We start from the raw sequence: 25092 nt of genomic DNA on the forward strand, positions 1-25092 counted from the left end.
ACAGAATGTGTTCGTCTCACAACCCTGAGCAAGCTGGTGTCGGGCGGCCCCCTCTCCACTGCTCCACTGCCGACACGCACCGAGGGAGAGCCATGCCCCACCGACGAGCACGTGACCGGGCGACCCGCCTCGCGCACGGCGGCGCCGCTGCGCCGCGTACCCCGATCGAAGGCCGGCGGAGAGACGGGGGCCGCTGGTGAGGCCCGCGGTCGCGCTGGAGCGGCACTGCGCGGCCGGGCCCACCTGGCGGTGCGAGGCCGACGGCGAGCCGTTCCCCTGCGCCGCATGGCGCAGCCTGCCCCTGGACGACCACCTGCGCGGCGCGCTGCTGGCGGGCTTCACGCTCTTCCTGCGCCCGGCGATCCGCGACCTGCGGGGCCGGCCGGAGGGCCCGACGCCGCCGCAGATCGTGCGGCGGTTCCTGTGGTTCCTGCCGCTGACCGACGAGGAGGCGCGGGCGACCGCGCTGCGGTACCGCTGATGTCGGGCGGCCCGCACCTGCCGATGCGCCCCCTCTGGCTGTGCCGCCGCTGCGGGGCCCCGTGGCCGTGCGGCCCGGCGCGGCTGTCGCTGCTCGCCGAGTACCGGGGCGACCGCACCGCCCTGCTGTTCTACCTGGCGCTGCTCATGCAGGAGGCGACGGCCCACCTGACGGCGCTGAACCCGGCGAGCCCGCCCGGCGACCTGACCAACCGCTTCCTGTCCTGGGTACGCGCGCCGCGACCGCCCTCCTGATCCCCGCCCCCGGGCCGGCCCACTTTCCCGGAGCCGGCCCGGGGGCGGGTTCTGCTCCGGATGGCCGGGCGGTCGGCGCGGGCGGGCGGCACCGCCCTCGACAACGAAGTCGACGGCGGGCCGCACCGGTGGGAGCATCACCGGGTGGTACCACTGCGGATCATCAGGGGCGATGCGACCAGCCCACAGGCCAGGGGGCCGAAGATCATCGCCCACGTGTGCAACGACATCGGCGGGTGGGGCAAGGGCTTCGTCCTGGCCGTCTCCCGCCGGTGGCCGGAGCCCGAACGCGCCTACCGGCAGTGGCACCGCGAGCGCTCCGGCAACGACTTCGGCCTCGGCGCGACCCAGTTGGTCCAGGTCCGGCCCGACACGTGGGTGGCCAACATGGTCGCCCAGCGCGGCATCCGCACCGGCAGCAACGGGCCCCCGATCCGGTACGACGCCGTCGAGCGCTGCCTCGACGCCGTCGCCGCGCACGCCATGCGGCTCTCCGCCAGCGTGCACCTGCCGCGCATCGGCTGCGGCCTGGCGGGCGGCCGGTGGGAGCGCATCGAGCCGCTCGTCGTCGCGGCCCTGTGCGACCGCGACATCGCCACCACCGTCTACGACCACGACTGAGCCGTGGCCGCCGGTGCGGACATGTCAGGGACCGCAGCCATAATGCCCCCGTGTCGCATGCCGATCTCACGTGGTCCGCCTGGTCGGGCCTGTCCGACGAGGCCGCCGCCCGCACCGCCGCCGCCATCGCCCGCAGCACCGGCACGCGCCTCACCGGCGTCGGGCCGCACGCGTACGCGGGCCGGGGCGGCCGGGTCGCGTTCTTCGACCGCGACGGTGTCAGCTTCGCCCTCGTGCCGGGCGGCACCGCGCAGCTCGGCCACGACCCGGGCCGCTTCGTTCCCGACGCCCGGCTGCGCGCCGACTTCGCCGAGGCCAGCACGGAGTGGGCCCTCACCGAGCCGCTCGACCGTTTCCTGGCCGAGGTGACCTCGCCGCCGCGTCGCGTGTCCCTGCCGGCCAGCCTCGTGGCGGTCCGCTCCGTGGAGGCCGACACGCTGCTGCCCCCCGACGACGATGACGATGACGATTCCGAGGGCGAGGACGGCCCCGAGGGCGGCGACGAGAACGACGGTCACGCGTGGCTGATGGCCGGGCTCGACCGCCTCGGCCTGCGACCGCCGACTCCCGACGAGTGGGAGTACGCGTGCGGGGCCGGGGCCACCACCCTGTTCCGGTGGGGTGACGGCTATCCCGAGGGCCTGCCCTACGGCACGGTGCCGCTCATCCAGGAGCCGAACCTGTTCGGCCTGGTCATCGGCGACGACCCGTACCGTGCCGAGTTCACCACCGACCCGGCGGTCCTGTGCGGCGGCGACGGCGGCGCGTCGCTCTGCGGCGGCTACGGCAGCTTCCTGAGCTGGATCGTCCTCGCCACCTCCTACCGGGAGCGGGAGTTGGCGGGGACGGTCCACGACGGCGGGCTGCTCGGCGAGACGCCGGTGCGCCCCGTCGCGCCGATCCCCTGAGCCGGGTGCCGCTCGCGCCGGGTCAGCCGGCGCAGCACCCGCCCGCGCCGGAGTCCACGGTGGCCAGTGGCAGGGCGGTGAGCAGCCCGCCGTGCAGGCCGGTGGCGAGCCCCCGGGCCGCCGGCTCCGGGGCGGGCCCGCAGCAGCCCTGCCCGTCGACGGAGTCGGCCGGGTCGCTGCTGCACACCCCGGTCTCGGGCAGTTCCAGCCGGACGTCGCGGGCCGCCGCCCAGTCCCCGGCGAGGGCGGCGACGACCGAGCGGACCTGCTCGTAGCCGGTGGCCATGAGGAAGGTCGGCGCGCGGCCGTAGCTCTTCATGCCGACCGCGTAGTAGCCGGGCTCGGGGTGGCTCAGCTCGTCGACGCCGTGCGGCGGGACGGTGCCGCAGGAGTGCTCGTTGGGGTCGATGAGCGGGGCGAGGGCCCGGGTCGCGCCGAGCACCGGGTCGAGGTCGAGGCGCAGCTCGGCGGCGATGCCGTGGTCGGGGCGGAAGCCGGTGGCGGCGACGATCCGGTCGACGGTCACGGTCTCCTGCCCGCCGTCGGGGCGGCGCACGGTGACGGCGACCCGGTCGCCGGCCGGGTCGAGCGCGTGCACGGAGAAGCCGGTGAGCAGCCGGATCCGGCCCGCCTCGACGTGGCCGCGCAGCCGGGAGCCGAGGGCGCCCCGGGCGGGCAGCGCGTCGGCGTCGCCGCCGCCGTAGGCGCGGGTCGGCGAGGCGGCGCGGATCGCCCAGGTGACCTGTGTGCCGGGCGCGTCGGCGGCCAGCTCGGCGAGGGAGAGCAAAGTGTTGGCGGCGGAGTGGCCGGCGCCGACGACGAGGGTGTGCCGGCCGGCGAACCGGTCGCGGTCCGCTCCGAGCACGTCCGGCAGGGCACGTTCCAGGTACGCCCCGGCGGCAGCCTCGCCCCGGGCCGGCAGGCCGGACGCCCCGAGCACGTTCGGGGTGTCCCAGGTGCCGGAGGCGTCGATCACCGCGCGGGCCAGCAGCTCCTCGCCGTCGGCGAGCCGGACGAGGAACGGGGCCTGCTCGCGGCCGGCGGTGCGCAGCCGGTCGAGGCCGAGCCGGCTGATCGCCACCACCCGGGCGCGCAGCCGCAGGTGCGGCGCGAGCTGCGGCAGCTCCGCGAGGGGCCGCAGGTACGCGTCGACCAGCTCGCCGCCGGTGGGCAGCGCGTCGGGGTCGGGCGCGGTCCAGCCGCTGGCGGCGAGCAGCCGGCGGGCGGCGTCGTCGATGTCGTAGCGCCAGGGCGAGAAGGCGCGCACGTGCCCCCACCGGCGCACGGCCGCGCCGACGCTCTCCCCCGCCTCCAGGACGGTGCAGGGCAGGCCACGCTCGTGCAGGTGCACGGCGGCGGCGAGGCCGACGGGGCCGGCACCGATCACCACGACGGGCAGGTCGTTCGGGACGGTCACGGGTTCCTCCAGGTGGGTTCGGGCAGGGGGCGGTCAGCCGACGACGGTGCTGCGGCGTTCCAGCAGCACCACGTCGCGCCAGCGGCCGTGGTGCCGGCCGACCCGCTCCCGTACGCCGACGGTGCGGAAGCCGGCCCGCGCGTGCAGGGCGAGGCTGGCGGCGTTCTCCGGGAAGACCCCGGACTGGATGGTCCAGATCCCGGCGGCCTCGGTGCTGGTGATCAGCGCGTCGAGCAGCAGCCGGGCGACGCCTCTCCCCCGGGCCGCCGGGTCGACGTAGACGGAGTGCTCGACGACGCCCGCGTAGACGGGGCGGGTCGAGGTGGGCGACGCGGCGACCCAGCCGAGCACGGTTTCGGCGGCGTCGACGGCGACGAGGCGGTGGGTGGGCAGCCGGGCCGCGTCGAACGCCGCCCAGGTGGGGGCGACGGTCTCGAAACTGGCGTCGCCGCCGTCCAGGCCCGCCTGGTAGATGGCGAGCACCCGCTCGGCGTCGGCGGCGACCATGGCGCGGATCAGCAACTCAGCCTCCCTGTCTCGACATCCGTCGAAGCAGAGGCTTGCACGCTGATTAGACACCTGTCAACCTAGAGACATGTCGAAACAAGCGCCGGACCTGACCGCCGTGCCCTGCTGCGCGCCGCTGACGCAGCGTCGGTTGCCGACCGCGACGGCGGCGGCGCTCGCCCCGGCGTTCAAGGCGCTCGGCGACCCGGTGCGGCTGCAACTGCTGTCGATGATCGCCTCAGCCGAGGACGGCGAGATCTGCGTCTGCGAGCTCACCCCCGCCTTCGACCTGACCGGGCCGACGATCTCGCACCACCTCAGGGTGCTGCGCGAGGCGGGCCTGGTCGACGCCGAACGGCGCGGCACCTGGGTCTGGTATCGGGCCCGGCCGGCGATGCTGGGCCAGCTCGCGGCGCTGCTCACCGTCGAGCCGGCCGCCGGGGCCGCCGGGGCGGCCCGGGAGTGCGCGTGAGCACCGTCCACGCCGACGCCGCCGAGACCGCGGTGGTCGCCCGGCTGTCCCGCCTCGACCGGTTCCTGCCCGTCTGGATCGGCCTGGCCATGGCCGCCGGCCTGCTGCTCGGCCGGGCCGTGCCGGGCCTGGACGGGGCGCTCGACGCGGTGCAGCTCGGCGGCATCTCGCTGCCGATCGCCCTCGGCCTGCTGGTCATGATGTACCCGGTGCTGGCCAAGGTCCGCTACGACCGCCTCGACACGGTCACCGGCGACCGCCGGCTCCTCGTCTCCTCGCTGGCGCTCAACTGGGTCGTCGGCCCCGCGCTGATGTTCGCCCTCGCCTGGATCTTCCTGGCCGACCAGCCCGCGTACCGCACCGGGCTGATCATCGTCGGCCTGGCCCGCTGCATCGCCATGGTGATCATCTGGAACGACCTCGCCTGCGGCGACCGGGAGGCCGCCGCCGTGCTGGTCGCCCTGAACTCGGTGTTCCAGGTGCTCGCCTTCGGGCTGCTCGGCTGGTTCTACCTGGTCGCGCTCCCCGGCTGGCTCGACCTGCCCGGCGCCGGGCTGGCGGTCTCGGGCTGGGACATCGCCCGCAACGTGCTCATCTTCCTCGGCGTCCCCCTGCTCGCCGGCTGGCTCACCCGCCGCCTCGGCGAACGCGCCCGGGGCCGCGAGTGGTACGAGTCGCGCCTGCTGCCCCGGATCGGCCCCGCCGCCCTCTACGGGCTGCTGTTCACCATCGTCGTGCTCTTCGCGTTGCAGGGCGACGCGATCACCGGCCGGCCGCTCGACGTGGCCCGCATCGCGGTGCCGCTGCTGGTCTACTTCGCGCTCATGTGGGCCGGGGCGTACCTGCTCGGCCGGGCGGTCGGCCTCGGCTACGCCCGCACCACCACCCTCGCCTTCACCGCCGCCGGCAACAACTTCGAACTCGCCATCGCCGTGGCCGTCGGCACCTTCGGCGTCGCCTCCGGCCAGGCCCTCGCCGGGGTCGTCGGCCCGCTGATCGAGGTGCCCGTCCTCGTCGGCCTGGTCTACGTCTCGCTGCGGCTGCGCCGGCGCTTCACCCACTGACCCCACCACCCCGGAGGAAACCACCGTGGCCGACAAGCCCAGCGTCCTGTTCGTCTGCGTACACAACGCGGGCCGCTCCCAGATGGCCGCCGGCTGGCTGCGCCACCTCGCGGGCGACGCCGTCGAGGTCCGCTCCGCCGGCTCCGCCCCCGCCGGCACGGTCAACCCCGCCGCCGTCGAGGCCATGGCCGAGGTGGGCATCGACATCACCGACCAGCGGCCCAAGCTCCTGGAGTACGCCACCGCCGAGTCCTCCGACGTGATCGTCACCATGGGCTGCGGCGACGCCTGCCCCGTCTTCCCCGGCAAGCGCTACGAGGACTGGAAGCTCGACGACCCGGCCGGGCAGGGGGTCGAGGCCGTCCGGCCGATCCGCGACGAGATCCGGTCCCGGGTGGCGGCGCTGCTGCGCGAGCTGACCGCCACCCGCTGACGGGCCACCGGGACCTCCGGCCCGCCGGGCACGGGTAGGAGTCCCCGCGCCCGCCGGGCCGGCCGGCCCTGCCCAGCACCACCCGACCGCTCCTACGGTCGGGGTGGAACGAGGGAGGTCGCCATGCGGGCGTGGCAGGTGCGGGACGTGATGACGACGGACGTCGCGGCGGTACGCGAGGGCACGGCGTACCGGGAGATCGTCGACGTGCTCACCGGCTGGCGCGTCACCGCGGCGCCGGTGGTGGACGGCGCGCGGCGGGTCCTCGGGGTGGTCTCCGAGGCGGACCTGCTGCACAAGGTGGAGCTGCTCGGGCAGCCGCACGAGCGGCGGGTGTTCGTCGGCCGCCGGCAGCGCGAGGCGCAGGTCAAGGCGGGGGCGACCCTCGCCGCCGACCTGATGAGCGCCCCGGCGGTCACCGTCGGGCCGGACGCGTCGTGCGTGGAGGCGGCGCGGCTCATGACCCAGCGGCACGTCAAGCGGCTGCCGGTGGTCGACGACCTGGGCCGGCTGGTGGGCATCGTGACCCGGGGCGACCTGCTCCGGATGCACCTGCGCCCCGACGGCGACATCCGCGCCGACGTGGTGGGCGAGGTGCTGCGCCGGACGCTGGGCGTGCGCGACGACGTCGTCGACGTCACCGTGCACGACGGCGTGGTCACCCTCACCGGCCAGCTCGAACGGCGTTCCACGGTGCGCCTGGCGCTGCGGCTGTCCGCGCAGGTCAGCGGGGTTGTCGAGGTGGTCGACGCGCTCGGGTGGGCCGTCGACGACATCCCGCTGTCCGGGCTGCGGGTGGGCGGCGGCACCCCGGCGGGCGTGTCCTGAGCCCGGCCGCGGGTCCGCCCGGCTCGCCTGGCCGGACCCGCGGCCGCCGTCGCGGACCGCAGGCGGTCAGGGCTCGGCGAGGATGTCGAGCAGCAGCGCGGCGGTCCAGCCGAACGCGGGCGAGCCGAGCCCGGCGCCGGTGTCGGGGTGGAAGTATTCGTGGCAGCCGGCGGTCGCGACGAGGTCGATCATCGAGTCGCGCAGCCCGGCGGCCAGGTCGAACCGGTGGTGGGCGCGCAACCCCCGCCACAGCAGCCAGTTGAGGTTCTGCCAGCTCGGGCCCCGCCAGTAGCGCAGCGGCTCGAAGTCGGGCGCGGTGCGGTCGTGGCTGGGCAGCGGCCGGTCCATCCGGGCCGCCAGCCCGAACCGGGGCGAGCAGGCCTCGGCGAGCAGCGCCGCGACCGGCCGGGCGGGCAGGCCGGGCAGCGCCAGGGGCATCAGGCCGAGCGCGGTGCGGGCCGGGACGAGCCGGCCGGTGCGCAGGTCCCGGGGGTGGAAGGTGCCGCCGACCGGGTCGTACAACCGGTCCACCAGGGCGGCGGTGATGCGGGCCGCGCGCTCGCGGTGCGGGCCCGGGTCGGCCCCGGTCTCGCGGGCGATGGCGGCGAGCGCGTGCTCGGCGAGCCCCAGCGCCGTGTTCACCAGCGGGCACTCCACCAGGAACGGGTGCCGCCCGCCGAGCCCGTCGTCGCGGTATCCGCCCGCGCGGTAGGCGTCGACCAGCGCGACGTAACGCGCGTAGTCCAGGTCCGTGGGGCGGTGCGCGGCGTCGGCGTGGTCGGTGTCGTGCCGCTGGTACGCCCGCATGACCGCCACGTCGGCGGGCACCGCGGCCAGCGGCGAATCCCAGGCGGGGCTGTTGTCCAGCCCGGACTCCCACGGGTGCACGATGCTGGCGAGCCCGGCCCCGCCGACGTCGCGCCGGCCGGTGAGGTAGCGCTGCCAGGCGACCAGCCGGGGATAGAGCCAGGCCAGCTCGGCCCGGCTGCGCTCCGACGGCGCCCGGCGGTGCACCAGCCACGCGGCGAGGGCGTGCACGGGCGGCTGGACGATGCCGGAGGTGGCCACGGCGGGCGCGCCGGGCACCCGCGCCGAGTCCCAGAAGGCGGGCCCCGGGAAGTAGGACCCGGCACGCAGGGCGGGGTTGAACACGATGTGCGGCACCCGCCCGTCGGCCCACTGGGCGGCGAACAGGGTGCGCAGCTCCCGCCAGGCCCGGTCGGGGCGCACGTGGGACAGACCGACCGCGATGAACGCCGAGTCCCAGCTCCACTGGTGCGGGTAGAGGGTGCGCGACGGGACGGTGTGGTCGTGCTCCCAGTTGCCGTCGAGGGTGGCCACGGCCAACCTCCACAGCGCCCCCGTGTCGCGGGCGCGGGCCGGCGCGCCGCCGTCGGCGGCGGTGCCGGTGCTCACGCGGCTGCCCGCGGGGGCCCGGCGGGCCGCCGCACGACGACCGCCGGGCGCAGCGCCGGTGCCGGTGCCGGTGCCGGTGCCGGTGCCGGTGCGCCGCGCAGCCGGCCGGCGAGTGAGACAACCCAGTTGATCATGACCCACTCCCGGTAGCGCCGAGTTCCAGCATAGAGCAGAAAATCGGCATATGTCTTGTTATTGATCAATCTGCACCTCTGCTGCCGGGCCGGACGGGCTGGCCACGGGGGCGTCGGGCCGGGTCGGCTAGCGTGGGGCGATGGCGAACCCGACCCGCTGGGTGACCGACACCGGCCCCGAACACTCGCAGTGGTACGTCGACCGGTTCCGCCGGCTGGCGGCCGAGGGCGCGGACCTGGCCGGCGAGGCCCGGCTGCTGGACGCGATGGTGCCGCCGCGCGCCCGTGTGCTCGACGCCGGCTGCGGCACCGGCCGGGTGGGCGCGGCGCTGCACGCCCGGGGCCACCTGGTCGTGGGCGTCGACGCCGACCCGGTGCTGGTCGAGGCGGCCCGGGCGGACCACCCCGGCCCCCGCTGGCTCGTCGGCGACCTGGCCGAGCTGGACCTCGCGGCGGCCGGGGAGCCCGAGCCGTTCGACGCCGCCGTGCTGGCCGGCAACGTGATGGCGTTCGTCGCCCCGGGCACCGAGCGGCAGGTGCTCGACCGGGTCGCCGCGCACGTGCGCCCCGACGGGGCGGTGGTGGTCGGCTTCGGCACCGACCGGGGCTACCGGCTCACCGACTTCGACGCCGACGCGGTCGCCGCCGGCCTCCGGCCGGAGCACCGCTTCGCCACCTGGGACCTGCGGCCGTGGCGCGACGACGCCGACTTCGCCGTCACCGTGCTGCGCCGCCCCGCCTGACCCGCCGCCCCCGCGCCCGCCCTCCGGGCGTGCCCTCCCCCGCCGGAGCGGGGTGAGCGGGGAACCCTTCTCTACCGTAGGCGTTAACAGGGGGCCCTTCCTTACTCGCCGGCCGAGCGGGCCGCCGCCGGGTCGAGCGGGCTGCCGGCCGGCACGAGACTCACCAGGCCGGCGGGCAGCCGGACGGGACGCACGTCCCGGTAGCCGAGCATGCCGAGCACGGCGGGGTCGGCCAGCACGTACCGGCGGCCGAGGTCGGTGACCACGCAGAGCGCGCCGCCGGTGGCGCCCGGGGCGGCGACCGACTCCACCACCGCGCCGTGCCCGGGCTCGACCACGACGTGATCGGCGACCGCCGGCCCGCCCGCCGCCTGCGGGCTGTCCGACAGGTCGGGCAGGGTGACGCCCAGCCGCACGTCGCCCACCCCCGCGTCGTCGCCGGCCCCCGCGTCGTCGCCCACCCGGACGCAGAGCGCCCCCGAGTCCGCGGCGGCGAGCCGGGGCGGGGCCGGCGGCGGGGCGGCGGGCCCGGTCGGCACCAGGTCCGGCAGCTTGGGCAGGGCGGCGAACCGGCCGAGGGTCATCGCCTCCGGCTCGCCCTGGCCGGTGCGGGCCAGCAGCAGGGTGGCCTGCAACTCGGTGACGCCGGCGAGGCCGCCGGTGAGGGCCACGGCATACTGGCGGCCGCCGCCGGAGTTGCGGACGAGGAAGACGTCGCCCACCGCCGCGCCGGGCACCCGGGGCGAGGGTTGGCCGAGGCCGGGCAGGTCGGGCGGGGCGAGGTCGGCCCCGGCCGGGATGCTGTTGATCAGGGCGGGCGCGGCCGGCACCGCCCGCTGCCGGGTGGCGGCGAGCGCGGCGAGCACCCGGCCGGCGTCGCGCAGCAGGTAGCGGCGGGCGTGCCAGACCAGGTGCAGCCCGCCGTCCGGGTGGCGCAGCAGGATCGCGTCGTCGCCCAGGGCCTGACCGCCGGTGGCGGCCGTGCCGATCAGCACGGCCGACCGGGGGGCGGCGGGCTCGGCCCCGGCGGCGGCGCGTTCGGCCGCCGGGGCGGCCGAGCAGACCGTCCACCCGGCGGTGGACAGCCGGGCCCGGTCGGGCAGCGAGTCGGGCGCGTCGGGGATGCCCAGCGGCAGGCCGCGCGGCACGCCCTCGATCGAGCGGCGGGAGACCAGCACGGTCTTCGCCCGCTCGGCACCGATGATCAGCAGGGCGGAGGCGTAGTTGAGCACCGGGTGCAGCTTCTGCTCGCGGTAGACGAACCGGGCGCCGGACTCCTTCTCCACGATCACCGCGCCGGCGTCGCGCCACCGGGTGCCGCCGCCGGCGAACAGACCGTAGAGGGCGAAGCCGCCGAGGGCGATCGCCGCGACCAGGACACTGGCCAGCCCGGCCCCGGCCAGCCGCCGAAACGGCGACCGCGCCGGGTCGGTCTCCCGCATCACCAGGGCGGCGACCGCCCGCTGCACGGTGAACTGGTACGAGTGAAGCTGGTCCTGCCGCGACGGCATGCGGTCCCCTCCGACGGGTCGGTCGGGGCACAGGATAGACGCTGCGTCGACACCCCGGAGACCCTCCGCCACCGGGTGCCGGCCACGCGGGAAGATCGTCTGGCGGGCCGCGAAACGGTGGCCGCCTCGTACCCCCCGGGGTACCCTTCTCCGCGGAGGTGACGCAAGGTGAAGCTGCGACCGGAGATGACCGCCGACGCCCTGACCCGCCTGAAGCGGGCCCGGGGCCAGCTCAACGCCGTGATCGACATGATCGAGTCGGGGGAGGACTGCCGCGCCACGCTGACCCAGCTCGCCGCGGTCTCCAAGGCCCTCGACCGGGCCGGCTACAAGCTGATCGCGTCCGGGATGCGGCACTGCAACGCCGCCCGCGATCGGGGCGAGGACCCGGAGATGACCGAGGAGGAGCTGGAGAAGCTCTTCCTGGCCCTGTCCTGACTCCCCCGCCGGCCCTGCCCTGATCCCCCGCGCCCGGCGGGCCGCCCCCTGGGCGCGGGTCAGGCGCGGGCGGGGTGGCGGCTGCCGGTGTCGTACTCCCAGCCCTCGCGCCAGGCGAAGTCCTCCGCGATCAACTCCTCCAGCGGCACGCCGTCGAGCAGGTGGTCCAGCGCCCACCGGGTCGCGACGTGCCCGATCACCAGGATCCGACGCCCGCGCCAGCGCAGCGGGACGTCGTCGAGGAAGCGCCCGGCCCGCAGCACGGCCTGCCGCCAGCTCTCGCCGCCCGGGTAGGGCGAGTCGAGGTGGCGGGCCCGGCCCTGGTGCAGCTCCACGGCGGACGTGCCGTTGCGGTCGCCGTAGTCGCACTCGCGCAGCCGCCAGTCGTGCAGGATCGGGATGCCGACGCCGCCGAAGGCCACCTCGGCGGTCTCCACCGCCCGGCGCAGGTCCGAGGTGAAGACGGCCGCGATGCCGTCGGCCCGTCTGCGCTCGCCCAGCTCGGCGGCCAACGCCCGGCCGTGCGCGGACAGCCGCCCCGGCAGCCAGCCGGTCGCCACCCCCCGGTCGTTGTCCTCACTCCAGGAATGGGTCTCGAAGACGATCCGCGTCGACATGGATCAAGGCTAGGGGCCCGACAGCGGCAGAGGTTGCCGTCAAGTGACAGCCATGTGAGCGAAGCCGACCGTCGGTCGGCGGAATAAAAGTTCCCTATCCTTCCCTGTTCGGGATACGCTAGGGAGCGATGAGTGAGGAAATGTACTCGGTCGAGCAGGTCGCCGACCTCCTCGGCCTGCACGTGCGCACCGTGCGTGGTTACATCCGCGCCGGCCGGCTGCGGGCGACCCGGATCGGCAAGCAGTACCGGATCGCCCGCGCCGACCTCGACGCGCTCACCGGCCGCCCGTCGACCCCGGCGGCCGGGAGCGCCGCGCTGGAGGTGTCGAGCATCGTGCAGGTCGACGGCGTCGACCGGGCCACGGCCGACCGGCTCGGCACGGTCGTGCTGGCCGGGGCGAACAACGGCTACGACCTCGCGCGCCCGCTGCGGGTGCAGGTGGTCCACGACGCGGAACGGAACCGGATGAAGATCGTGATCCTGGGCGGCGGCGCCGCCACTGCGGACCTGCTGCGCCTGCTCGACGCCGTGCTCGACGCCGACAGCGGCCTGCTCGGCCGCGAAGAAGGGAAGGTGGGAGATGCCTGACGAGGTGCGGGAGCTGGCCGGGGTGCCGGTGCTGGTGTGCGACCCCGACGGCCCGCTGGTCGCCACCGAGCAGGACGCGCTCGACCTGATCGGCGCGGCCTTCCTCGGCGCGCAGGTGGTGGCCGTGCCCGCGAACCGGCTGCCCGAGGGGTTCTTCTCGCTCGGCACCCGGTTCGCCGGCGACGTCATGCAGAAGTTCGTCAACTACCGGCTGCGCCTGGCCGTCATCGGCGACATCTCCGAGCGGCTGGCGCGCAGCCCGGCGCTGCGCGCCCTGGTGCACGAGTCCAACCGGGCCGACCACGTGTGGTTCCTGCCCGACCTCGACGCGCTCGACGCCCGGCTGCGCGCCGCCTCCTGAGCGGTCCCGGCCCACCCCGGGCCGGCGGGCGCGGGCGCGCCGCGTACCGGATGGCCGTTGTTGCGGCGGCCGGGCCCGCGCGGGCGGTAACATCCGCTCGGACCCGGCCGAAGTGAGGAACCGCGTGGGCGTGCGATTCGAGGAACTGGCCTGGCGGGAGACCCCGATCGGCGAGATCAGCCTGCGCCGTCGGCACGACCCCGCGCTGGACCGCGAGGTCTACGAGGTCAAGCTCGACGACGAGTTCCTGATGTCCAGCCTCTTCCCCGTCGCGGAGATCGAGCTGGCCCGGCTCGGGCTGGCCCCGCTGCGCGGCACGGGGCTCGACGTCGTGGTGGGCGGCCTCGGCCTCGGCTACACGGCCCGCACCGCCCTGGAGGACCCCCGGGTGGCCTCGCTGCTGGTGGTGGAGGCGATCGAGGACGTCATCGACTGGCACCGGCGCGGGCTGCTGCCGTTCGCGGCGGGGCTGGCCGACGACCCGCGCACCCGGTTCGTCCGGGCGGACTTCTTCGCGGCCGTGGCCGACGGGGCGGGCTTCGACCCGGACTCGCCCGGCCGCCGGTTCGACGCCATCCTGCTCGACGTGGACCACTCGCCCCGGCACGTGCTGCACCCGAGCCACGCCCCGTTCTACACCGACGAGGGCCTGCGCCGCCTCGCCGGCCTGCTGCACCCCGACGGGGTCTTCGCGCTCTGGTCCAACGACCCGCCGGACCCGGACTTCCAGCGGGTGCTCACCGGGGTGTTCCCGACCTCCCTGGCCCACGTCGTCCGCTTCCCCAACCCGTTGCAGGGCCGGGAGTCGGCCAACACCGTCTACGTCGCCCGTCGCTAGCCCGACCGGCCGACGCCGGCCGACCGCCCGGCGCCGACCGGCGCGGTCCGGTCCGACGACGCCACGGCGGCGGGCGGACGGGCAGGCGTCGGGCGGGCCCGGCCCGCCGGGCGGGGCGTCGGCGAGAGTCGGCGGGCGCGGTCCCGGCGGGCATGGTCCCGGCCGAACCGGGAAAGGCGTCTGGGCCGCTCGCGCGGCGGACGCCCCGGTGGGCCGGGGCGTCCGGGGCGTCCGACCGACGGGGCCCTCCGGTCAACGGGAGGTGGACATGCGCGCCATGCTCTGGGTCGTCGGCGTCGTCGCCGGCGCGCTCGTCCTGCTGGGGCTGCTGCTCGAAGCGGTCCGCTGGCTGGTGATCATCGGGGTGATCGCGCTGCTCGCGGTGATCGTGTTCGCGTTCGTCAAGGGCCGCCAGACGGTGCAGCACCGGCACTCGGCGCGCCGCTGAGCACGACGAGCCGGGGATCAGCGCCGACGGCGGGCCCTGACGACGACGTCGTGCAGGGTCATCGGGTGGCCGCCGGGGCCGGTCACGGTCCGGCGCGGCTCCTGCGCGGTCACGATGTCCCACTCGGCCGGGTCGAGACGCGCGGTGATGTCGGCGGCGGTCACGGACGCCGCGGCGGGCGGCCCGGTCTCGCCCGACCCGGGGCTGTCACCGGGCCCGTGACCAGAGCCGCCGCCGTGACCGTGGCCATGCCCGTGGCCGTGACCGTGCCCGTGGCCGTGGCCGCCGGGCCCGTGACCGTGGCCGTGGCCCGCCGCGGCGTGCTGGCCGTGGTGCTGGAGGTGGCCGACGATGAACAGGGTGCCGCCGGGGGCGACCCAGGACGCGATGCGCTCGTAGAAGTCCAACTGCGGCATCGCGGGATGCGCGTAGTGCGTGGTCACCAGGTCGTACCGGCCGGGCGGCTGCCAGGTGGACAGGTCCGCCTCGACCCAGCGCACCCTGCCGGCCACGCCGGCGGCGGCGGCCCGGTCGGCCGCGCGCGCCAGCGCCCCGGCGGCGACGTCGGCCGCGGTGACCCGCCAGCCGCGGGCGGCCAGCCAGATCGCCTCGGCTCCCGCCCCGCACCCCGCCTCCAGGGCCGTGCCGGGCGTCAGGTCGTCGACCTCCCGCACCAGATGCGGGTTGGCCCCGGCGGCGGCCATGGCCGGGGCCCGGTCGCCCTGCCAGATCTGCTCCCAGTACCCCTTGTCGAACGCGTGCGTCATCGGGCCCCGTCCTCCGCGCGAGGCGCCCGGGTCGCGGTCACGGCGGCACCCGGCCGGGCCGCGCCGCCTCCCGCCGCGACCGCGCCGCGACCGGCGCTCGTCTCATCTGCCACTGGCTGACCTCCCGTCGAGAGCCCGGCTGCCTTCGGCACCCGGCCCGTCGAGCATGCGGAGTACGCCGACGCGGTGACAAAGATTCTTGCCGAATGGCAAAACACCCGCGGCGTCGGACGCCCCGGAGCAGCGCGCCGGCAGCCCGCGCCCGGACCGGCCGGGTTCGGGAGCCCTTGCCCACCCGGCCTGGTTCCGGAGCCCGCCGGCCGGACCGGCCGCTCAGGCCGACGAGGTCGCCAGGGCGTCCTGCCGCTCCTGCGGCGCGGCGGCCGGCGGGGTGGCGGCGGGGGGCTCGGTCGCCCGGTTGGGCAGCGAGAGCCGGATGACCTTCCACCAGGCGGAGGCGACCTGCTTCGGCAGCGCCCCGGTGGTGTACGTCAGCCCGTACCTGGCGAACAGCGCCCGCACCTCGGGGGCCACCTCCTGGTAGCGGCAGCTCGGCAGGTCGGGGAAGAGGTGGTGCTCGATCTGGAACGACAGGTTGCCGGTCATGATGTGCAGCAGCCGGCTACCGCTGATGTTGGCCGAGCCGAGCATCTGCCGCAGGTACCACTCCCCCCGGGTCTCCCCCTCGATGGAGGTCTTCTCGAAGGTCTCCACCCCCTCCGGGAAGTGCCCGCACATGATCACGGAGTGGCTCCACAGGTTGCGGATCAGGTTCGCGGTGAACGTGGCCGCGAGGGTGCTGAGGAACGACGGCCCCGACAGCAGCGGGTGGATGACGTAGTCCTTGAGGAACTGGCGGCGGATCTTGCGGCCGACCGCCCGGGCGCGGGCCCGGAACTCGGGGGCCTTGTGCCGACCCTTGCGCAGGTTGTGGCCCAGCTCCAGGTCGTACGCGGCGATGCCGTACTCGAAGAAGCAGGCGTTGACCAGGTTCCACAGCGGCTGGCCGAGGTGGACGGGGTGCCAGGGCTGGTCCTCGTCGACGCGCATGATGCCGTACCCGAGGTCGTTGTCCTTGCCGAGCACGTTGGTGTACGTGTGGTGCAGCTGGTTGTGCGAGTGCTTCCACTGCTCTGCCGGGGAGACGTGGTCCCACTCCCAGGTCGTCGAGTGGATCTTCGGGTCGCGCATGAAGTCGTACTGGCCGTGCAGGACGTTGTGGCCGATCTCCATGTTCTCCAGGATCTTGGCCACGGCGAGGCCGAGGGTGCCGACGACCCAGGCCGGCGGGAACAGCGAGAACAGCAGCACCGCCCGGCTGCCCAGCTCCAGCCGGCGCTGGGTGGAGATCACCTTGCGGATGTAGGCCGCGTCGGCCTCGCCGCGGCTGGCGAGCACCCGGTCGCGGATGGCGTCGAGCTCCCGGCCCAGCTCCTCGATGTCGGCGGCGGTGAGGTGGGCGATCGGGTTGTGGGCCTTCTTCTGGATGGCGGTCACGTCCGGTTCTCCTGTCAGAGGTCGATGTCGCAGGTACCGGCCGCCGCCGACACGCAGGTCTGGATGAGCACGCCGTCGCCGGGGACGGCGGTGGTGATCTCCCCGTTGCGCAGGTCCCGGACCGCGCCCTGGCGCAGCGGCACCACGCAGCCGAAGCAGATGCCCATCCGGCACCCGGACGGCATGAGCACCCCCGCGTCCTCCCCCGCGTCGAGCAGGGGGGTGCCGCCGTCGGCGGCGACGGTGACCCCGGCGCGGGTGAAGGTGACGTCGCCACCCGTGCCCGGGGAGATCACCGTGGGCCGGAACCGCTCGGTGTGCAGCCGGTCGGCCGCCCCGTGGGCGGCCCAGTGTGCCTCGACCGCGTCGAGCAGGCCGACCGGGCCGCACGCCCAGGTCTGCCGGTCGAGGTGGTCGGGCACCAGGTCGGCCAGGTCGGCCACGCCGAGCACGCCGTCGGTCTCGGTGTGCCGCTCGACGAGGCGGATCGCGCCCCGCGCGGCGAGCCCGCGCAGCTCGGCGGCGAAGATCACGTCGTCGGCGGTGGGCGCGGAGTGCACCAGCACGACGTCCCGCGAGGCGGGCACGCCGGCGCGCAGCATCCCCATGACCGGGGTGATGCCGCTGCCGGCGGTGAGGAAGAGGACCTGCCGCGGCGCGGTCGCGGGCGCGACGAAGTCGCCCTGGGCCTGGTCGAGCTGGACCAGGGTGCCGGGCCGGACCCGGCGGACCAGGTGGTTGCTGACCCGGCCGTCCGGGATCGCCTTCACGGTGACCGAGATCAGCCCGTCGCGGCGGTCGGGGGCTGAGGTCAGCGAGTAGGCCCGCCACTGGCGGACCCCGTCGACGTCCACGCCGAGGCGGACGTACTGCCCGGGGGTGTGCCCGCGCCAGCCCCGGCCGGGCCGGATGGTCACCGTCGCGGCGTCCCGGGTCTCCGGCCGGACGCCGAGGATCCGCCCGCGCAGGGCGGCGCCGGAGCGCAGCGGGGCGACCAGGTCGAGGTAGTCGTCGGGCAGCAGCGGCGTGGTGACCGTCTCGGCGAGCCGGAACAGCCTGTCCCGGACGGTGCGGCGGCCGGACGGGCGCGGGACGGTGGTGGTCATAGGACCAGGGTGGCGGACACGATCGCATAACATCTTGGCCAAGAAAGATGAAAGCCCTGCATGGTTTTGTTCCGGGAGAACAAGATGTCGGATGAGTCCGGGACCGGTCGCCGCGCGGCCCACCTCGCGCTGGACGCGCCGACGGCCGCCCGGCTGCTCGCCGTGCTGCCGGCGGTCGCCGAGCGCACGGTCACCGCGATCACGGCCGAGGTCCCGGCCTACTCGGGCACCCTCACCGGGCAGATGCGGGCCAAGATCGAAAACGCGGTACGCATCGCGTTGGGCACGTTCCTCCAGCTCGTCGGCCGTCCCCAGGCCGCAGCCGACCCGAGCACCCCGCTGGCCCCCGCGCTGGAGGCGGCGTACGCCCTCGGCAGCGGCGAGGCCCGCTCCGGCCGCAGCATGGACGCGCTGCTGGCGGCGTACCGGGTGGGGGCGCGGGTGGCCTGGCGGGAGGTCTCCACCACCACCGTGCGCGCCGGGCTCGCGGCGACGACGGTCGCCGAGTTCGCCGAGCTGATGTTCGCCTACATCGACGAGCTCTCCGCCGCCAGCGTGGCGGGGCACGCCGACGAGCTGGCCAGCGTGGGCCGGGCCCGGCAGCGCTACCTGGAGCGACTCGCCCAGCAGCTGCTGGCCGGCGAGGCCGAGGACGTGCTGCGCCGCAGCGCCACCCGGGCGGACTGGCCCCCGCCGCAGACGCTGACCGTCGTGCTGCTGCCCCGCAGCGGCCTCCGCACGGTGCTGACCGCGCTGAGCCCGCAGACGCTGGAGAGCGGGGAGGACGTGCCGGGGACGGAACCGGCCGAGGAGCTGGCCGTGCTGCTGGTGCCCGACGTCCACGGCGGCCGGCGGCGGCAGCTGGCCCGCATGCTGCGCGGGCACCGGGCGGTGCTGGGCCCGGCCCGGCCGTGGCACCGGGTGGCCGGGTCGTACGAGCGGGCCGCCCGCGCGCTGTCGCTCGGGCTGCCGCGCGACGACGCCGACGCGCCCCTGGACACCGAGCGGCACCTGGCGCGGCTGCTGCTCAGCACGGACCCGGAGGCCCTGGCCGACCTGCGCGCGCAGGTGCTGGAGCCCTTCGCCGCGCTGCCGCCGGCCACCGCCCACCGGCTCGCCGAGACGCTGCGGGCCTGGCTGCTGCACCAGGGCCGCCGCGACGACGTGGCGGCGGCCCTGTTCGTGCACCCGCAGACCGTGCGCTACCGGATGGCGCAGGTGCGGGAGCTGTACGGCGACCGGCTGCTCGACCCGCAGACCGTGCTGGACCTGACGCTCGCCCTGGCGGTGCTGCCGCCCGAGGAGGGCGGCTGAACGGGATCGCGCGTCACCGCTAGCGCACCGGACGCGGCGGGCTCGACGCGCGGAGGATGAGCGCGACCGCCTCCCGGGCGGAGGTGGCCCGCGCGGGCGGACCGACCAGGTGGTCGAGGGCCCTGCGCCAGGACTGCGCCACCACCAGGTGACCGGCGTCCGGCACGACCTCCAGCCGGGCGTCGGGCAGCGCGTCGCGCCACCAGCGGCCGTGCTCGGGGCCGGCGAGGGCGTCCCCGGCCCCGTAGAGCAGCAGGGTGTCCGCCCGCACCTGGTCGGGCGTGAAGCCCCAGGGGCGCAGCGAGTAGCCGGCGACGTCGTCCGCCAGGCCCCGCGTGCCCTGGGCGAACGCCTCGGCCAGCAGGTCGCCGATCCGCGCCGCCGTGGCCGGGTCGGCCAACGCGGCCTCGTCGGCCCGGTTCGCGCCGAGCAGCCGCGCCGCGGCCGGGTCCCGAGGGTCGGCGGGCACCAGGGGGGTCAGCGCGGCGTCCAGCGCGGCGCGGACGTCGGCGACGGGCCGGTCGCGCAGCGCCGCGAGCATGTCCCGCTGCCCGGGGTCGAGCCAGGGCACCTCCTCGTCGGGGGCGGGGGTGGCCAGCACGGCCACCCGGCGGACCAGGTCGGGCCGGCGGGCCGCGAGGGCGAGCGCGACCCGCCCGCCGGCCGACCAGCCGGCGACGGCGACCCGCCCGAGGCCGCGCTGGTCGATCAGCTCGGCGAGGTCGTCGGCGGCGGCCGGCACGTCGGACCAGCCGGTGGCCGCCTCGGAGCTGCCGTAACCGGGCCGGTCCGGGGCGAGGAGGGTCACCCCGGCGAGGCGCGTGGCCGCGGGGTCGGGGTCGAAGGCCCCGGAGCCCGGGGCCGGGTGACAGAACACCACCACCCGACGGCCGGTGTCCGCACCGGAGCGGTGCACCGCCATCCGGCGGCCGTCCCTGAGCGTGATCATCTCCCCGGTGCTGGACATGCGGCCGATTCTGACAGCGACGGGCCGGGCCGAAGACGGTACCGCGGGAGGTCACCCGATCGGGTGACCGGCGGCGGGGCCGGCCCGGCGCACGGCGGTGCCCAGGGCGGCGACCGCGATCGCGACCCCGCCGGCACCGGCCACGACGAAGGTCACCGGCGCGCCGTGGCGCTGGGCCAGCCAGGTGAACGCCGCCGCGCCGATCCCACCGAGGGAGAAGTGGATCGTCCAGAACGCGGCGGTGACCCGGCCGAGCAGGTGCTCCGGCGTCACCTCCTGGCGCAGCGACATTGAGCAGATGCCGCCGACGCTGAGGCAACCGAAGTAGACGGCCACGAGCGCGCCGACCTCGGCGGGCCGGCGGGTCGACGCGAGGGCCGCGACCGCGCCGCCGGTGGCCGCGGTCGCGCCGATCCAGCACGCCCCGAACCCGAACCGCCGGCGCAGCCGCGCGACGACCAGCGACCCGGTGACCGTGCCCGCGGCGCCGGCGGCGAGCACCAGGCCGACCGCGCCGTCGGGCTGGTGCAGGCCGTGCTTGAGGTGGTAGACGACCACGTCGTCCATGCCGTAGGTGAACAGCAGGAAGACGGTCAGCAGCGCGGTCAGCGGGCGCAGCACCCGGTGACGCCACAGGAACCGCGCCCCGGCGAGGAACTCCGTCCACGGCCCGGCGCGGCCCGCCGCGTCGGCGGGCGCGGCGCTGCGCGCGGGAAGCCGGACCAGCGTCAGCAGCGCCCCGGAGACGCCGAAGCTGGCGGCGTCGACGGCGAGCGCGCCGGCCGGGCCCCACCAGCCGGACACGGCACCGGCCAACGCGGGGCCGGCGACCGCCGCGAGCGCGGTGCCGGCGTACAGCCGGCCGTTCGCCCGGGTCAGCTCCGGGCCGTCGACCAGGCCGCGCACCACCGTGACGGCGGCGACCTGGAACACCATGCCGATCGCCGCGGCGAGCGGCAGCAGCACGAACAGCGGCCAGATCGGCGGGGTCGGGGCCAGCCACCACACCAGCGGGGCCGCCGCGAGCAGCAGCATCCGCGCCACGTCCGCGCCGACCAGCAGCGCCCGCCGGTCGAAGCGGTCCACGACGACGCCGGCGAACAGGCCGGCGACCACCGCGGCCACTCCGGACGCGCCGGTGAGCAGGCCGGCGGTGGCGATCGAACCGGTCGCGTCGAGCACCAGCAGCGGCACGGCGAGCTGGGAGAACGAGTCGCCGAGCACGGAGAGGACCTGGGCCGCCCAGAGCGCGCGGAAGCCCCGGCCGCGCCCGTGCGGCGCGGGCGCGACAGGCGTCGACGTGGTCACGCTCACCGGGCAGAGGGTAGCCCACCGCAGCGGGCCGCGCGGGGCACAGGAATCGCGGCGAAATCCATTCACGAATGCTTCGACCGCCGCCTCTTTCGCGTTTCGCGGCCGAGTCGTCTTTCTTACAATGGTCAATTCCGCGCCCCATCCCCGAAAGGATCTGCGAATACCATGCACAGGTGAGGGAGAATCACGGCCGTCAGCCATGGGTGGTGCGCATCCGTGACGCCCGCGGCGTGATCTTCGGCAGCGGGACGCTGCTGGGCGACCGGCACGTCCTCACCTGCGCCCACGTCGTCGACCGCGCGGTCGGCCGCGCGACGGCGGGGGCCACCCCGCCCGCAGACCGGGTCCAGGTCGAGCTGGTCCGCCTGCCCCGGCTGCCCGCCCGGTCCGCCGGGGTCGTGGCCGGCGGCTGGGTGCCGGCGGGCAGGGAGGGCCAGGGCGACATCGCCCTGCTCGAACTCTCCGAACCGGTCCCCGGCCGCCCGGGCGCCGAGCTGCGGCGGCTGCCACTGTGGGAGAAACACGTCTACGCCTTCGGGTTCCCCAAGGAGTTCCGCGACGGCGAGACCGTCCACGCCGTCCTGCACGGGGGCACGGGCCCGGCCAACGAGTGGATGCAGATGGACCCGAGCCCGGCGACCCCCGGGCTCCGGGTACGCAGCGGGTTCAGCGGCGCGGCGGCGGTCGACAACGCGACCGGCTACGTGGTGGGCATGGTGGTCTCCTACTACAGCGGCCCCGCCTCCGGCCGGTCGTTCATGATCCCCGTGGAGACCCTGCTCCACCATCTGCCCCTGCTCCAGGCGTGGGTGGTCGGCGACTCCTCCGTCGACCGGGAGTTGACGTCGGTGGGCGGCGGCCGGGAGGACGGCGAGGTCGCCCGGCGCACGGCCGACTTCTTCGCCCGCCGCTTCGCGCAGAACGTCCTGGTGGTCGTCACCGGCCCGCCCACGTCGGCGTCCTCGGCCACCGTGCGCCGGGCCGTGGTGCTGTCCAACCGGCAGCTCCGGCCGTCGTCGGTCGATCCGGCCGCCGCCGAACGGGACCCGTCGCTGCCGCCGCTGGGCAGCATCGACCTGGCGCTGGACGCCGCCGGCAAGCCACCACGGGAGCTGGCCGCCCGGATCCTGGGCTTCGTCGGCAGCACCGGGCCCCCGGCGGGCGACCTGCTCGGCGACGCGGCGCCCCGGTCGCTGCTGATCGACGGCGTGGACGAGTCGAGCGCCCCCGAGGCGCTGGTTAACGACGTGGTCGGCCCGATCGTCGACCGCGCCGCCGACCGCGACCTGCGGATCCTGGTGGGCTTCCGCAGCCCCGCGGTCGGCCTGCGGCTCGCGCTGTTGGCCCGCCGGATCGCCGGGCTGCACGAGGCCGAGCACCTGGCCCGCGAGCACCGCCGCCGGCTCGGGGCGCGCGTGCGCGGGCTGCCACCGGAGAAGCCGCGGGCCACCCTGCTGCGAATCCGGCTCACGGCGCTGCGGGCCGCGGCCCGGGAGCCCGACCCCGGCCCGTTGCTGGAGCACCTGGCCGCCACGGAGCAGGGCACCGACCGGGCCCTGCACGAGGCGACGGCGCTGCGGCGCGAGCTGACCGCGCGGGCCGCCGAGCACCAGCAGCTGCGAGGGCTGCTGGACGCGCACCGGGCCCGCGCCGTCGCCGGCGGGCTGACCGAGCACCGGGGCATCGGGCGGTCCTACCGGCAGGCCCACGACCTGCTCTGGGCCGGCCCCTGCGACCTCACCGAGGCCGCCGACGCCGTGCACGCCTACGCCGAGGCGGTCCGGGGCGCCCTCGACGACCGGCGGGAAGGGGCGACGTCCTGATGCGCTGTGCGCGTACCCCGGGTTGTCCGGGCGTCGTCGACGCCGACGGCTTCTGCGAGGTCTGCGGCCTCGCGCCCCGGCCGGCACGGGCCACGAGGCCGACGGCCGGGGCGCCGGTCGGGGCCGAGACCTGGCCGGTGGCGGGGCTGGTGTCCCTGCCGGTGCGCGACTTCACCGGCCACCGGCGCACCACGGCAGGCCTGACGGTGCCCGAGCACGAGCGGTTCTGCGCCAACCCCGCGTGCCGGCGGGAGGTCGGCCGGGGCGGGGCCGAGCGGCTCGACCACGGCTACTGCCCGCACTGCGGCACGCCCTTCGCGTTCGTCTCCGCCCTCGCGCCCGGCGACCTGGTGGCCGGGCAGTACGAAGTGGTCGGCTACCTGGCCCGGGGCGGCCTCGGGCAGGTCTACCTCGCCGAGGACGTGCACCTCGACCGCAAGCCCATGGCCCTGAAGCGGCTGATCAGCAAGACCGAGCCCGACGCCCTGGCGATCGAGGTCTCCGAGCGGCAGTTCCTGACCACCCTGGACCACCCGAACATCGTCCGGATCTTCAACTTCGTCAGCGCGCCGGACCGGCTCTTCGGCGGGCAGACCAGCTACATCGTGATGGAATACCTGGAGGGGATGCCGCTGCACGAGCTCTGGCAGGCGGCGGTCGACCCGACCCGGCCGGCGGTCACGCTGCCCCTGGTGGAGATCCTCGCCTACGGTCACGAGATCCTGACCGCGCTGGACCACCTGCACGGCAAGGGGCTGCTCTACACCGACCTGCACCCGGGCAACGTCGTCCGCACCGCCGACCGGGTCAAGCTGATCGACCTCGGCGGGGTGCGCCGGGCCGACGACCGGCACAGCCCGAAGGTGCGCACCGAGACCTACGGGGTGAGCCCGACCGAGCTGGCGGCGCACGGGTTCACGGTGCGCTCGGACCTCTACGCGGTCGGGGTCATGCTGCGGGAGCTGAGCCGCCCCCCGCTCGACTCCCCCGGCCGCGACACCGCCCTCGGTGCGGAGTCGTTCGGGCGGCTGGTCACCCGGGCCGCCCACCCCGAGTGGCGTCGCCGCTTCGCGTCCGCGTCGGAGATGTCCGAGCAGCTCAAGGGCGTGCTGCGGGAGCTGCTGCCGGCGCCCCCGGCCGACCGCGCCCAGGAGCCCTCCACCGTGTTCGCCCCCACGGCGGCGCTGCTCGACGCGGGGCTCGGCGCGGTGCCGGCGCTGGCGGCCTGGACGGACCCGGCCGCCGCCGAGGCGCCGCACCACGGCCGCCCGGCACCGCCCTCGGTGGCCACCGGCCTGCCGGTGCCCCGCCCCGCGGCCGGCGACCCGGCCACCGCCGCCCTGCACCTGATCGGCGCGCTCGACCCCGGCAGCCTGCTGGCCCGGCTCGCGGCGTTCGAGACGGCCTCGGTCGAGGTCGAGCTGTCGCGCTGCCGGGCGCACCTGGAGCTGGCCGGGCCGGGGCCGGCCCAGGAGGCCCTGGAGGCCCTGGAGATCGCGGCCGGGCTGCTGCGGGAGGACGCGGCCGCCGACTGGCGGCTGGTCTGGCACCACGGCCTGCTGGCGCTCGCCCGGTCCGACGTGGCCGAGGCGGGCGAGCGGTTCGACCGGGCGTACGCGGAGCTGCCGGGCGAGGTGGCCCCGAAGCTGGCGCTCGGCTACTGCGCGGAGCAGCGGGGCGACGCCGGCGAGGCGACCCGCTACTACCGGGCGGTGTGGCGTCGGGACCGGTCGGCCGCCAGCGCCGCGTTCGGGCTGGCCCGGCTGCGGCTGGCCGACGGCGACCGGGAGGCGGCGGTGCAGTTCCTCGACGGCGTCCCCCGCGTCTCCCGGCACTACGACGCCGCCCAGGTCGCGGCCGTGCGGGTGCTGGCCACCCGGCTCGGCGACGACCCGCCCGGCGCGGAGCACCTCAACGAGGCGGTGCGCCGCCTCGACCGCCTGCGGCTGGACGGGGGCGCCCGGCACGGCGAGGCGCGCGACCGGATGACGGCGGTGCTCCGGCAGGCCGCCCTGGACCGGGTCCTCGCGCACGGCGCCGCCGGCCTGACCGCCGGCGGGACGCTGGGCGACGCGCCGGCGGAGCGGTCCCTGCGGCGGCTGCTGGAGCGGTCCCTGCGGGACCTGGCCCGGCAGGCGCGCACGGCCAACGACCACGGTGTCCTCGTCGACCGGGCGAACGCGGTCCGGCCACTGACCTTCCTGCGAGCACGGTGAGGAGCGA

27 protein-coding genes are annotated in these 25092 nt (G+C 76.2%); 17 read left to right on the forward strand and 10 right to left on the reverse strand.

The features are described 5' to 3' along the window. The first annotated feature begins 196 nt into the window (after positions 1-196). From O7633_RS05380 to O7633_RS05395, 4 genes are all read left to right on the forward strand, one after another. Positions 197-481, forward strand: a complete 285-nt coding sequence (locus O7633_RS05380) for a hypothetical protein (RefSeq protein ID WP_282326449.1) — start codon at positions 197-199, stop codon at positions 479-481. Then, on the forward strand, positions 481-735 hold the full coding sequence (locus O7633_RS05385) for a flavin reductase (RefSeq protein WP_282326451.1): 255 nt from the start codon (positions 481-483) through the stop codon (positions 733-735). The genes O7633_RS05380 and O7633_RS05385 overlap by 1 nt, the downstream gene beginning before the upstream one ends. A gap of 144 nt (positions 736-879) precedes the next feature. Beyond that, the gene (locus tag O7633_RS05390) at positions 880-1356 is read left to right on the forward strand and encodes a macro domain-containing protein (protein ID WP_282326453.1); all 477 of its coding nucleotides are present in this window, start codon (positions 880-882) and stop codon (positions 1354-1356) included. A 50-nt stretch (positions 1357-1406) separates the two neighbouring features. Further along, a complete protein-coding gene (locus O7633_RS05395) occupies positions 1407-2264 on the forward strand; it encodes a hypothetical protein (RefSeq protein ID WP_282326455.1) in 858 nt (285 codons plus the stop codon). Positions 2265-2286: 22 nt separating this feature from the next. Here the strand turns inward: O7633_RS05395 and O7633_RS05400 are convergent, their stop codons facing one another. Then, on the reverse strand, positions 2287-3681 hold the full coding sequence (locus O7633_RS05400) for an FAD-dependent oxidoreductase (protein ID WP_282326457.1): 1395 nt from the start codon (positions 3679-3681) through the stop codon (positions 2287-2289). A 33-nt stretch (positions 3682-3714) separates the two neighbouring features. Continuing rightward, the gene (locus tag O7633_RS05405; RefSeq protein ID WP_282326459.1) at positions 3715-4203 is read right to left on the reverse strand and encodes a GNAT family N-acetyltransferase; all 489 of its coding nucleotides are present in this window, start codon (positions 4201-4203) and stop codon (positions 3715-3717) included. Between the two features lie 73 nt (positions 4204-4276). Here O7633_RS05405 and O7633_RS05410 point away from each other — a divergent pair, with 73 nt between their 5' ends. The 4 genes from O7633_RS05410 (at position 4277) to O7633_RS05425 (ending at position 6985) form a co-directional block, all read left to right on the forward strand. After that, complete coding sequence (locus O7633_RS05410) at positions 4277-4660, forward strand: metalloregulator ArsR/SmtB family transcription factor (RefSeq protein ID WP_282326460.1); 384 nt, start codon at positions 4277-4279, stop codon at positions 4658-4660. Then, positions 4657-5724, forward strand: coding sequence for an ACR3 family arsenite efflux transporter (arsB, locus tag O7633_RS05415; RefSeq protein WP_282326462.1), 1068 nt, complete (start codon positions 4657-4659; stop codon positions 5722-5724). Before O7633_RS05410 ends, arsB begins: the two co-directional genes overlap by 4 nt. A gap of 25 nt (positions 5725-5749) precedes the next feature. Beyond that, positions 5750-6157, forward strand: coding sequence for an arsenate reductase ArsC (locus O7633_RS05420; RefSeq protein WP_282326464.1), 408 nt, complete (start codon positions 5750-5752; stop codon positions 6155-6157). A gap of 123 nt (positions 6158-6280) precedes the next feature. Next, positions 6281-6985, forward strand: a complete 705-nt coding sequence (locus O7633_RS05425) for a CBS domain-containing protein (RefSeq protein WP_282326466.1) — start codon at positions 6281-6283, stop codon at positions 6983-6985. 66 nt (positions 6986-7051) lie between these two features. Here O7633_RS05425 and O7633_RS05430 read toward each other — a convergent pair whose 3' ends face one another. Beyond that, complete coding sequence (locus O7633_RS05430) at positions 7052-8341, reverse strand: hypothetical protein (protein ID WP_282328472.1); 1290 nt, start codon at positions 8339-8341, stop codon at positions 7052-7054. Positions 8342-8675: 334 nt separating this feature from the next. Here O7633_RS05430 and O7633_RS05435 point away from each other — a divergent pair, with 334 nt between their 5' ends. Beyond that, positions 8676-9278, forward strand: coding sequence for a class I SAM-dependent methyltransferase (locus O7633_RS05435; RefSeq protein WP_282326468.1), 603 nt, complete (start codon positions 8676-8678; stop codon positions 9276-9278). 101 nt (positions 9279-9379) lie between these two features. Here O7633_RS05435 and eccB read toward each other — a convergent pair whose 3' ends face one another. Continuing rightward, the gene (gene eccB / locus O7633_RS05440; RefSeq protein ID WP_282326469.1) at positions 9380-10789 is read right to left on the reverse strand and encodes a type VII secretion protein EccB; all 1410 of its coding nucleotides are present in this window, start codon (positions 10787-10789) and stop codon (positions 9380-9382) included. 168 nt (positions 10790-10957) lie between these two features. On the opposite strand from eccB, the gene O7633_RS05445 reads away from it, so the two are divergent. Then, positions 10958-11227: a metal-sensitive transcriptional regulator gene (locus tag O7633_RS05445; RefSeq protein ID WP_043968569.1), complete on the forward strand. Its 270-nt coding sequence runs from the start codon at positions 10958-10960 to the stop codon at positions 11225-11227. A 59-nt stretch (positions 11228-11286) separates the two neighbouring features. On the opposite strand, the gene O7633_RS05450 is transcribed toward O7633_RS05445, so the two are convergent. Continuing rightward, the gene (locus O7633_RS05450) at positions 11287-11844 is read right to left on the reverse strand and encodes a histidine phosphatase family protein (protein ID WP_282326474.1); all 558 of its coding nucleotides are present in this window, start codon (positions 11842-11844) and stop codon (positions 11287-11289) included. 128 nt (positions 11845-11972) lie between these two features. Here O7633_RS05450 and O7633_RS05455 point away from each other — a divergent pair, with 128 nt between their 5' ends. From O7633_RS05455 to O7633_RS05470, 4 genes are all read left to right on the forward strand, one after another. Beyond that, the gene (locus O7633_RS05455) at positions 11973-12434 is read left to right on the forward strand and encodes a helix-turn-helix domain-containing protein (protein WP_282326476.1); all 462 of its coding nucleotides are present in this window, start codon (positions 11973-11975) and stop codon (positions 12432-12434) included. Further along, positions 12427-12795 carry a DUF4180 domain-containing protein gene (locus O7633_RS05460; RefSeq protein ID WP_074473198.1) on the forward strand — a complete coding sequence of 123 codons (369 nt, stop codon included), beginning with the start codon at positions 12427-12429 and terminating at the stop codon, positions 12793-12795. The genes O7633_RS05455 and O7633_RS05460 overlap by 8 nt, the downstream gene beginning before the upstream one ends. A 130-nt stretch (positions 12796-12925) precedes the next feature. Further along, entirely contained in the window at positions 12926-13633 is a 708-nt protein-coding gene (locus tag O7633_RS05465; protein ID WP_246383886.1) for a spermidine synthase, read from the forward strand. A gap of 268 nt (positions 13634-13901) precedes the next feature. Next, a complete protein-coding gene (locus O7633_RS05470; RefSeq protein WP_074473522.1) occupies positions 13902-14081 on the forward strand; it encodes a hypothetical protein in 180 nt (59 codons plus the stop codon). A 17-nt stretch (positions 14082-14098) separates the two neighbouring features. On the opposite strand, the gene O7633_RS05475 is transcribed toward O7633_RS05470, so the two are convergent. From O7633_RS05475 to O7633_RS05485, 3 genes are all read right to left on the reverse strand, one after another. Continuing rightward, entirely contained in the window at positions 14099-14848 is a 750-nt protein-coding gene (locus O7633_RS05475) for a methyltransferase domain-containing protein (protein ID WP_282326481.1), read from the reverse strand. Positions 14849-15181: 333 nt separating this feature from the next. Beyond that, positions 15182-16345 carry an acyl-CoA desaturase gene (locus O7633_RS05480; RefSeq protein ID WP_278135892.1) on the reverse strand — a complete coding sequence of 388 codons (1164 nt, stop codon included), beginning with the start codon at positions 16343-16345 and terminating at the stop codon, positions 15182-15184. 14 nt (positions 16346-16359) lie between these two features. Beyond that, the gene (locus O7633_RS05485; RefSeq protein WP_282326484.1) at positions 16360-17451 is read right to left on the reverse strand and encodes a ferredoxin reductase; all 1092 of its coding nucleotides are present in this window, start codon (positions 17449-17451) and stop codon (positions 16360-16362) included. 84 nt (positions 17452-17535) lie between these two features. Between O7633_RS05485 and O7633_RS05490 the strand changes: the two genes are divergently transcribed. Beyond that, a complete protein-coding gene (locus O7633_RS05490) occupies positions 17536-18765 on the forward strand; it encodes a PucR family transcriptional regulator (RefSeq protein ID WP_282326486.1) in 1230 nt (409 codons plus the stop codon). Positions 18766-18784: 19 nt separating this feature from the next. Here the strand turns inward: O7633_RS05490 and O7633_RS05495 are convergent, their stop codons facing one another. Further along, the gene (locus O7633_RS05495) at positions 18785-19732 is read right to left on the reverse strand and encodes an alpha/beta hydrolase (protein ID WP_282326488.1); all 948 of its coding nucleotides are present in this window, start codon (positions 19730-19732) and stop codon (positions 18785-18787) included. A gap of 51 nt (positions 19733-19783) precedes the next feature. After that, positions 19784-21046: an MFS transporter gene (locus O7633_RS05500; RefSeq protein WP_282326489.1), complete on the reverse strand. Its 1263-nt coding sequence runs from the start codon at positions 21044-21046 to the stop codon at positions 19784-19786. Between the two features lie 173 nt (positions 21047-21219). Between O7633_RS05500 and O7633_RS05505 the strand changes: the two genes are divergently transcribed. Both O7633_RS05505 and O7633_RS05510 read left to right on the forward strand, forming a co-directional pair. Beyond that, complete coding sequence (locus O7633_RS05505) at positions 21220-22869, forward strand: serine protease (protein ID WP_282326491.1); 1650 nt, start codon at positions 21220-21222, stop codon at positions 22867-22869. Beyond that, positions 22869-25085, forward strand: a complete 2217-nt coding sequence (locus O7633_RS05510) for a tetratricopeptide repeat protein (RefSeq protein WP_282326492.1) — start codon at positions 22869-22871, stop codon at positions 25083-25085. Before O7633_RS05505 ends, O7633_RS05510 begins: the two co-directional genes overlap by 1 nt. The last annotated feature ends 7 nt before the right edge of the window (positions 25086-25092 follow it).

Source organism: Micromonospora sp. WMMD712, assembly GCF_029581295.1.
GTDB lineage: Bacteria > Actinomycetota > Actinomycetes > Mycobacteriales > Micromonosporaceae > Micromonospora > Micromonospora carbonacea.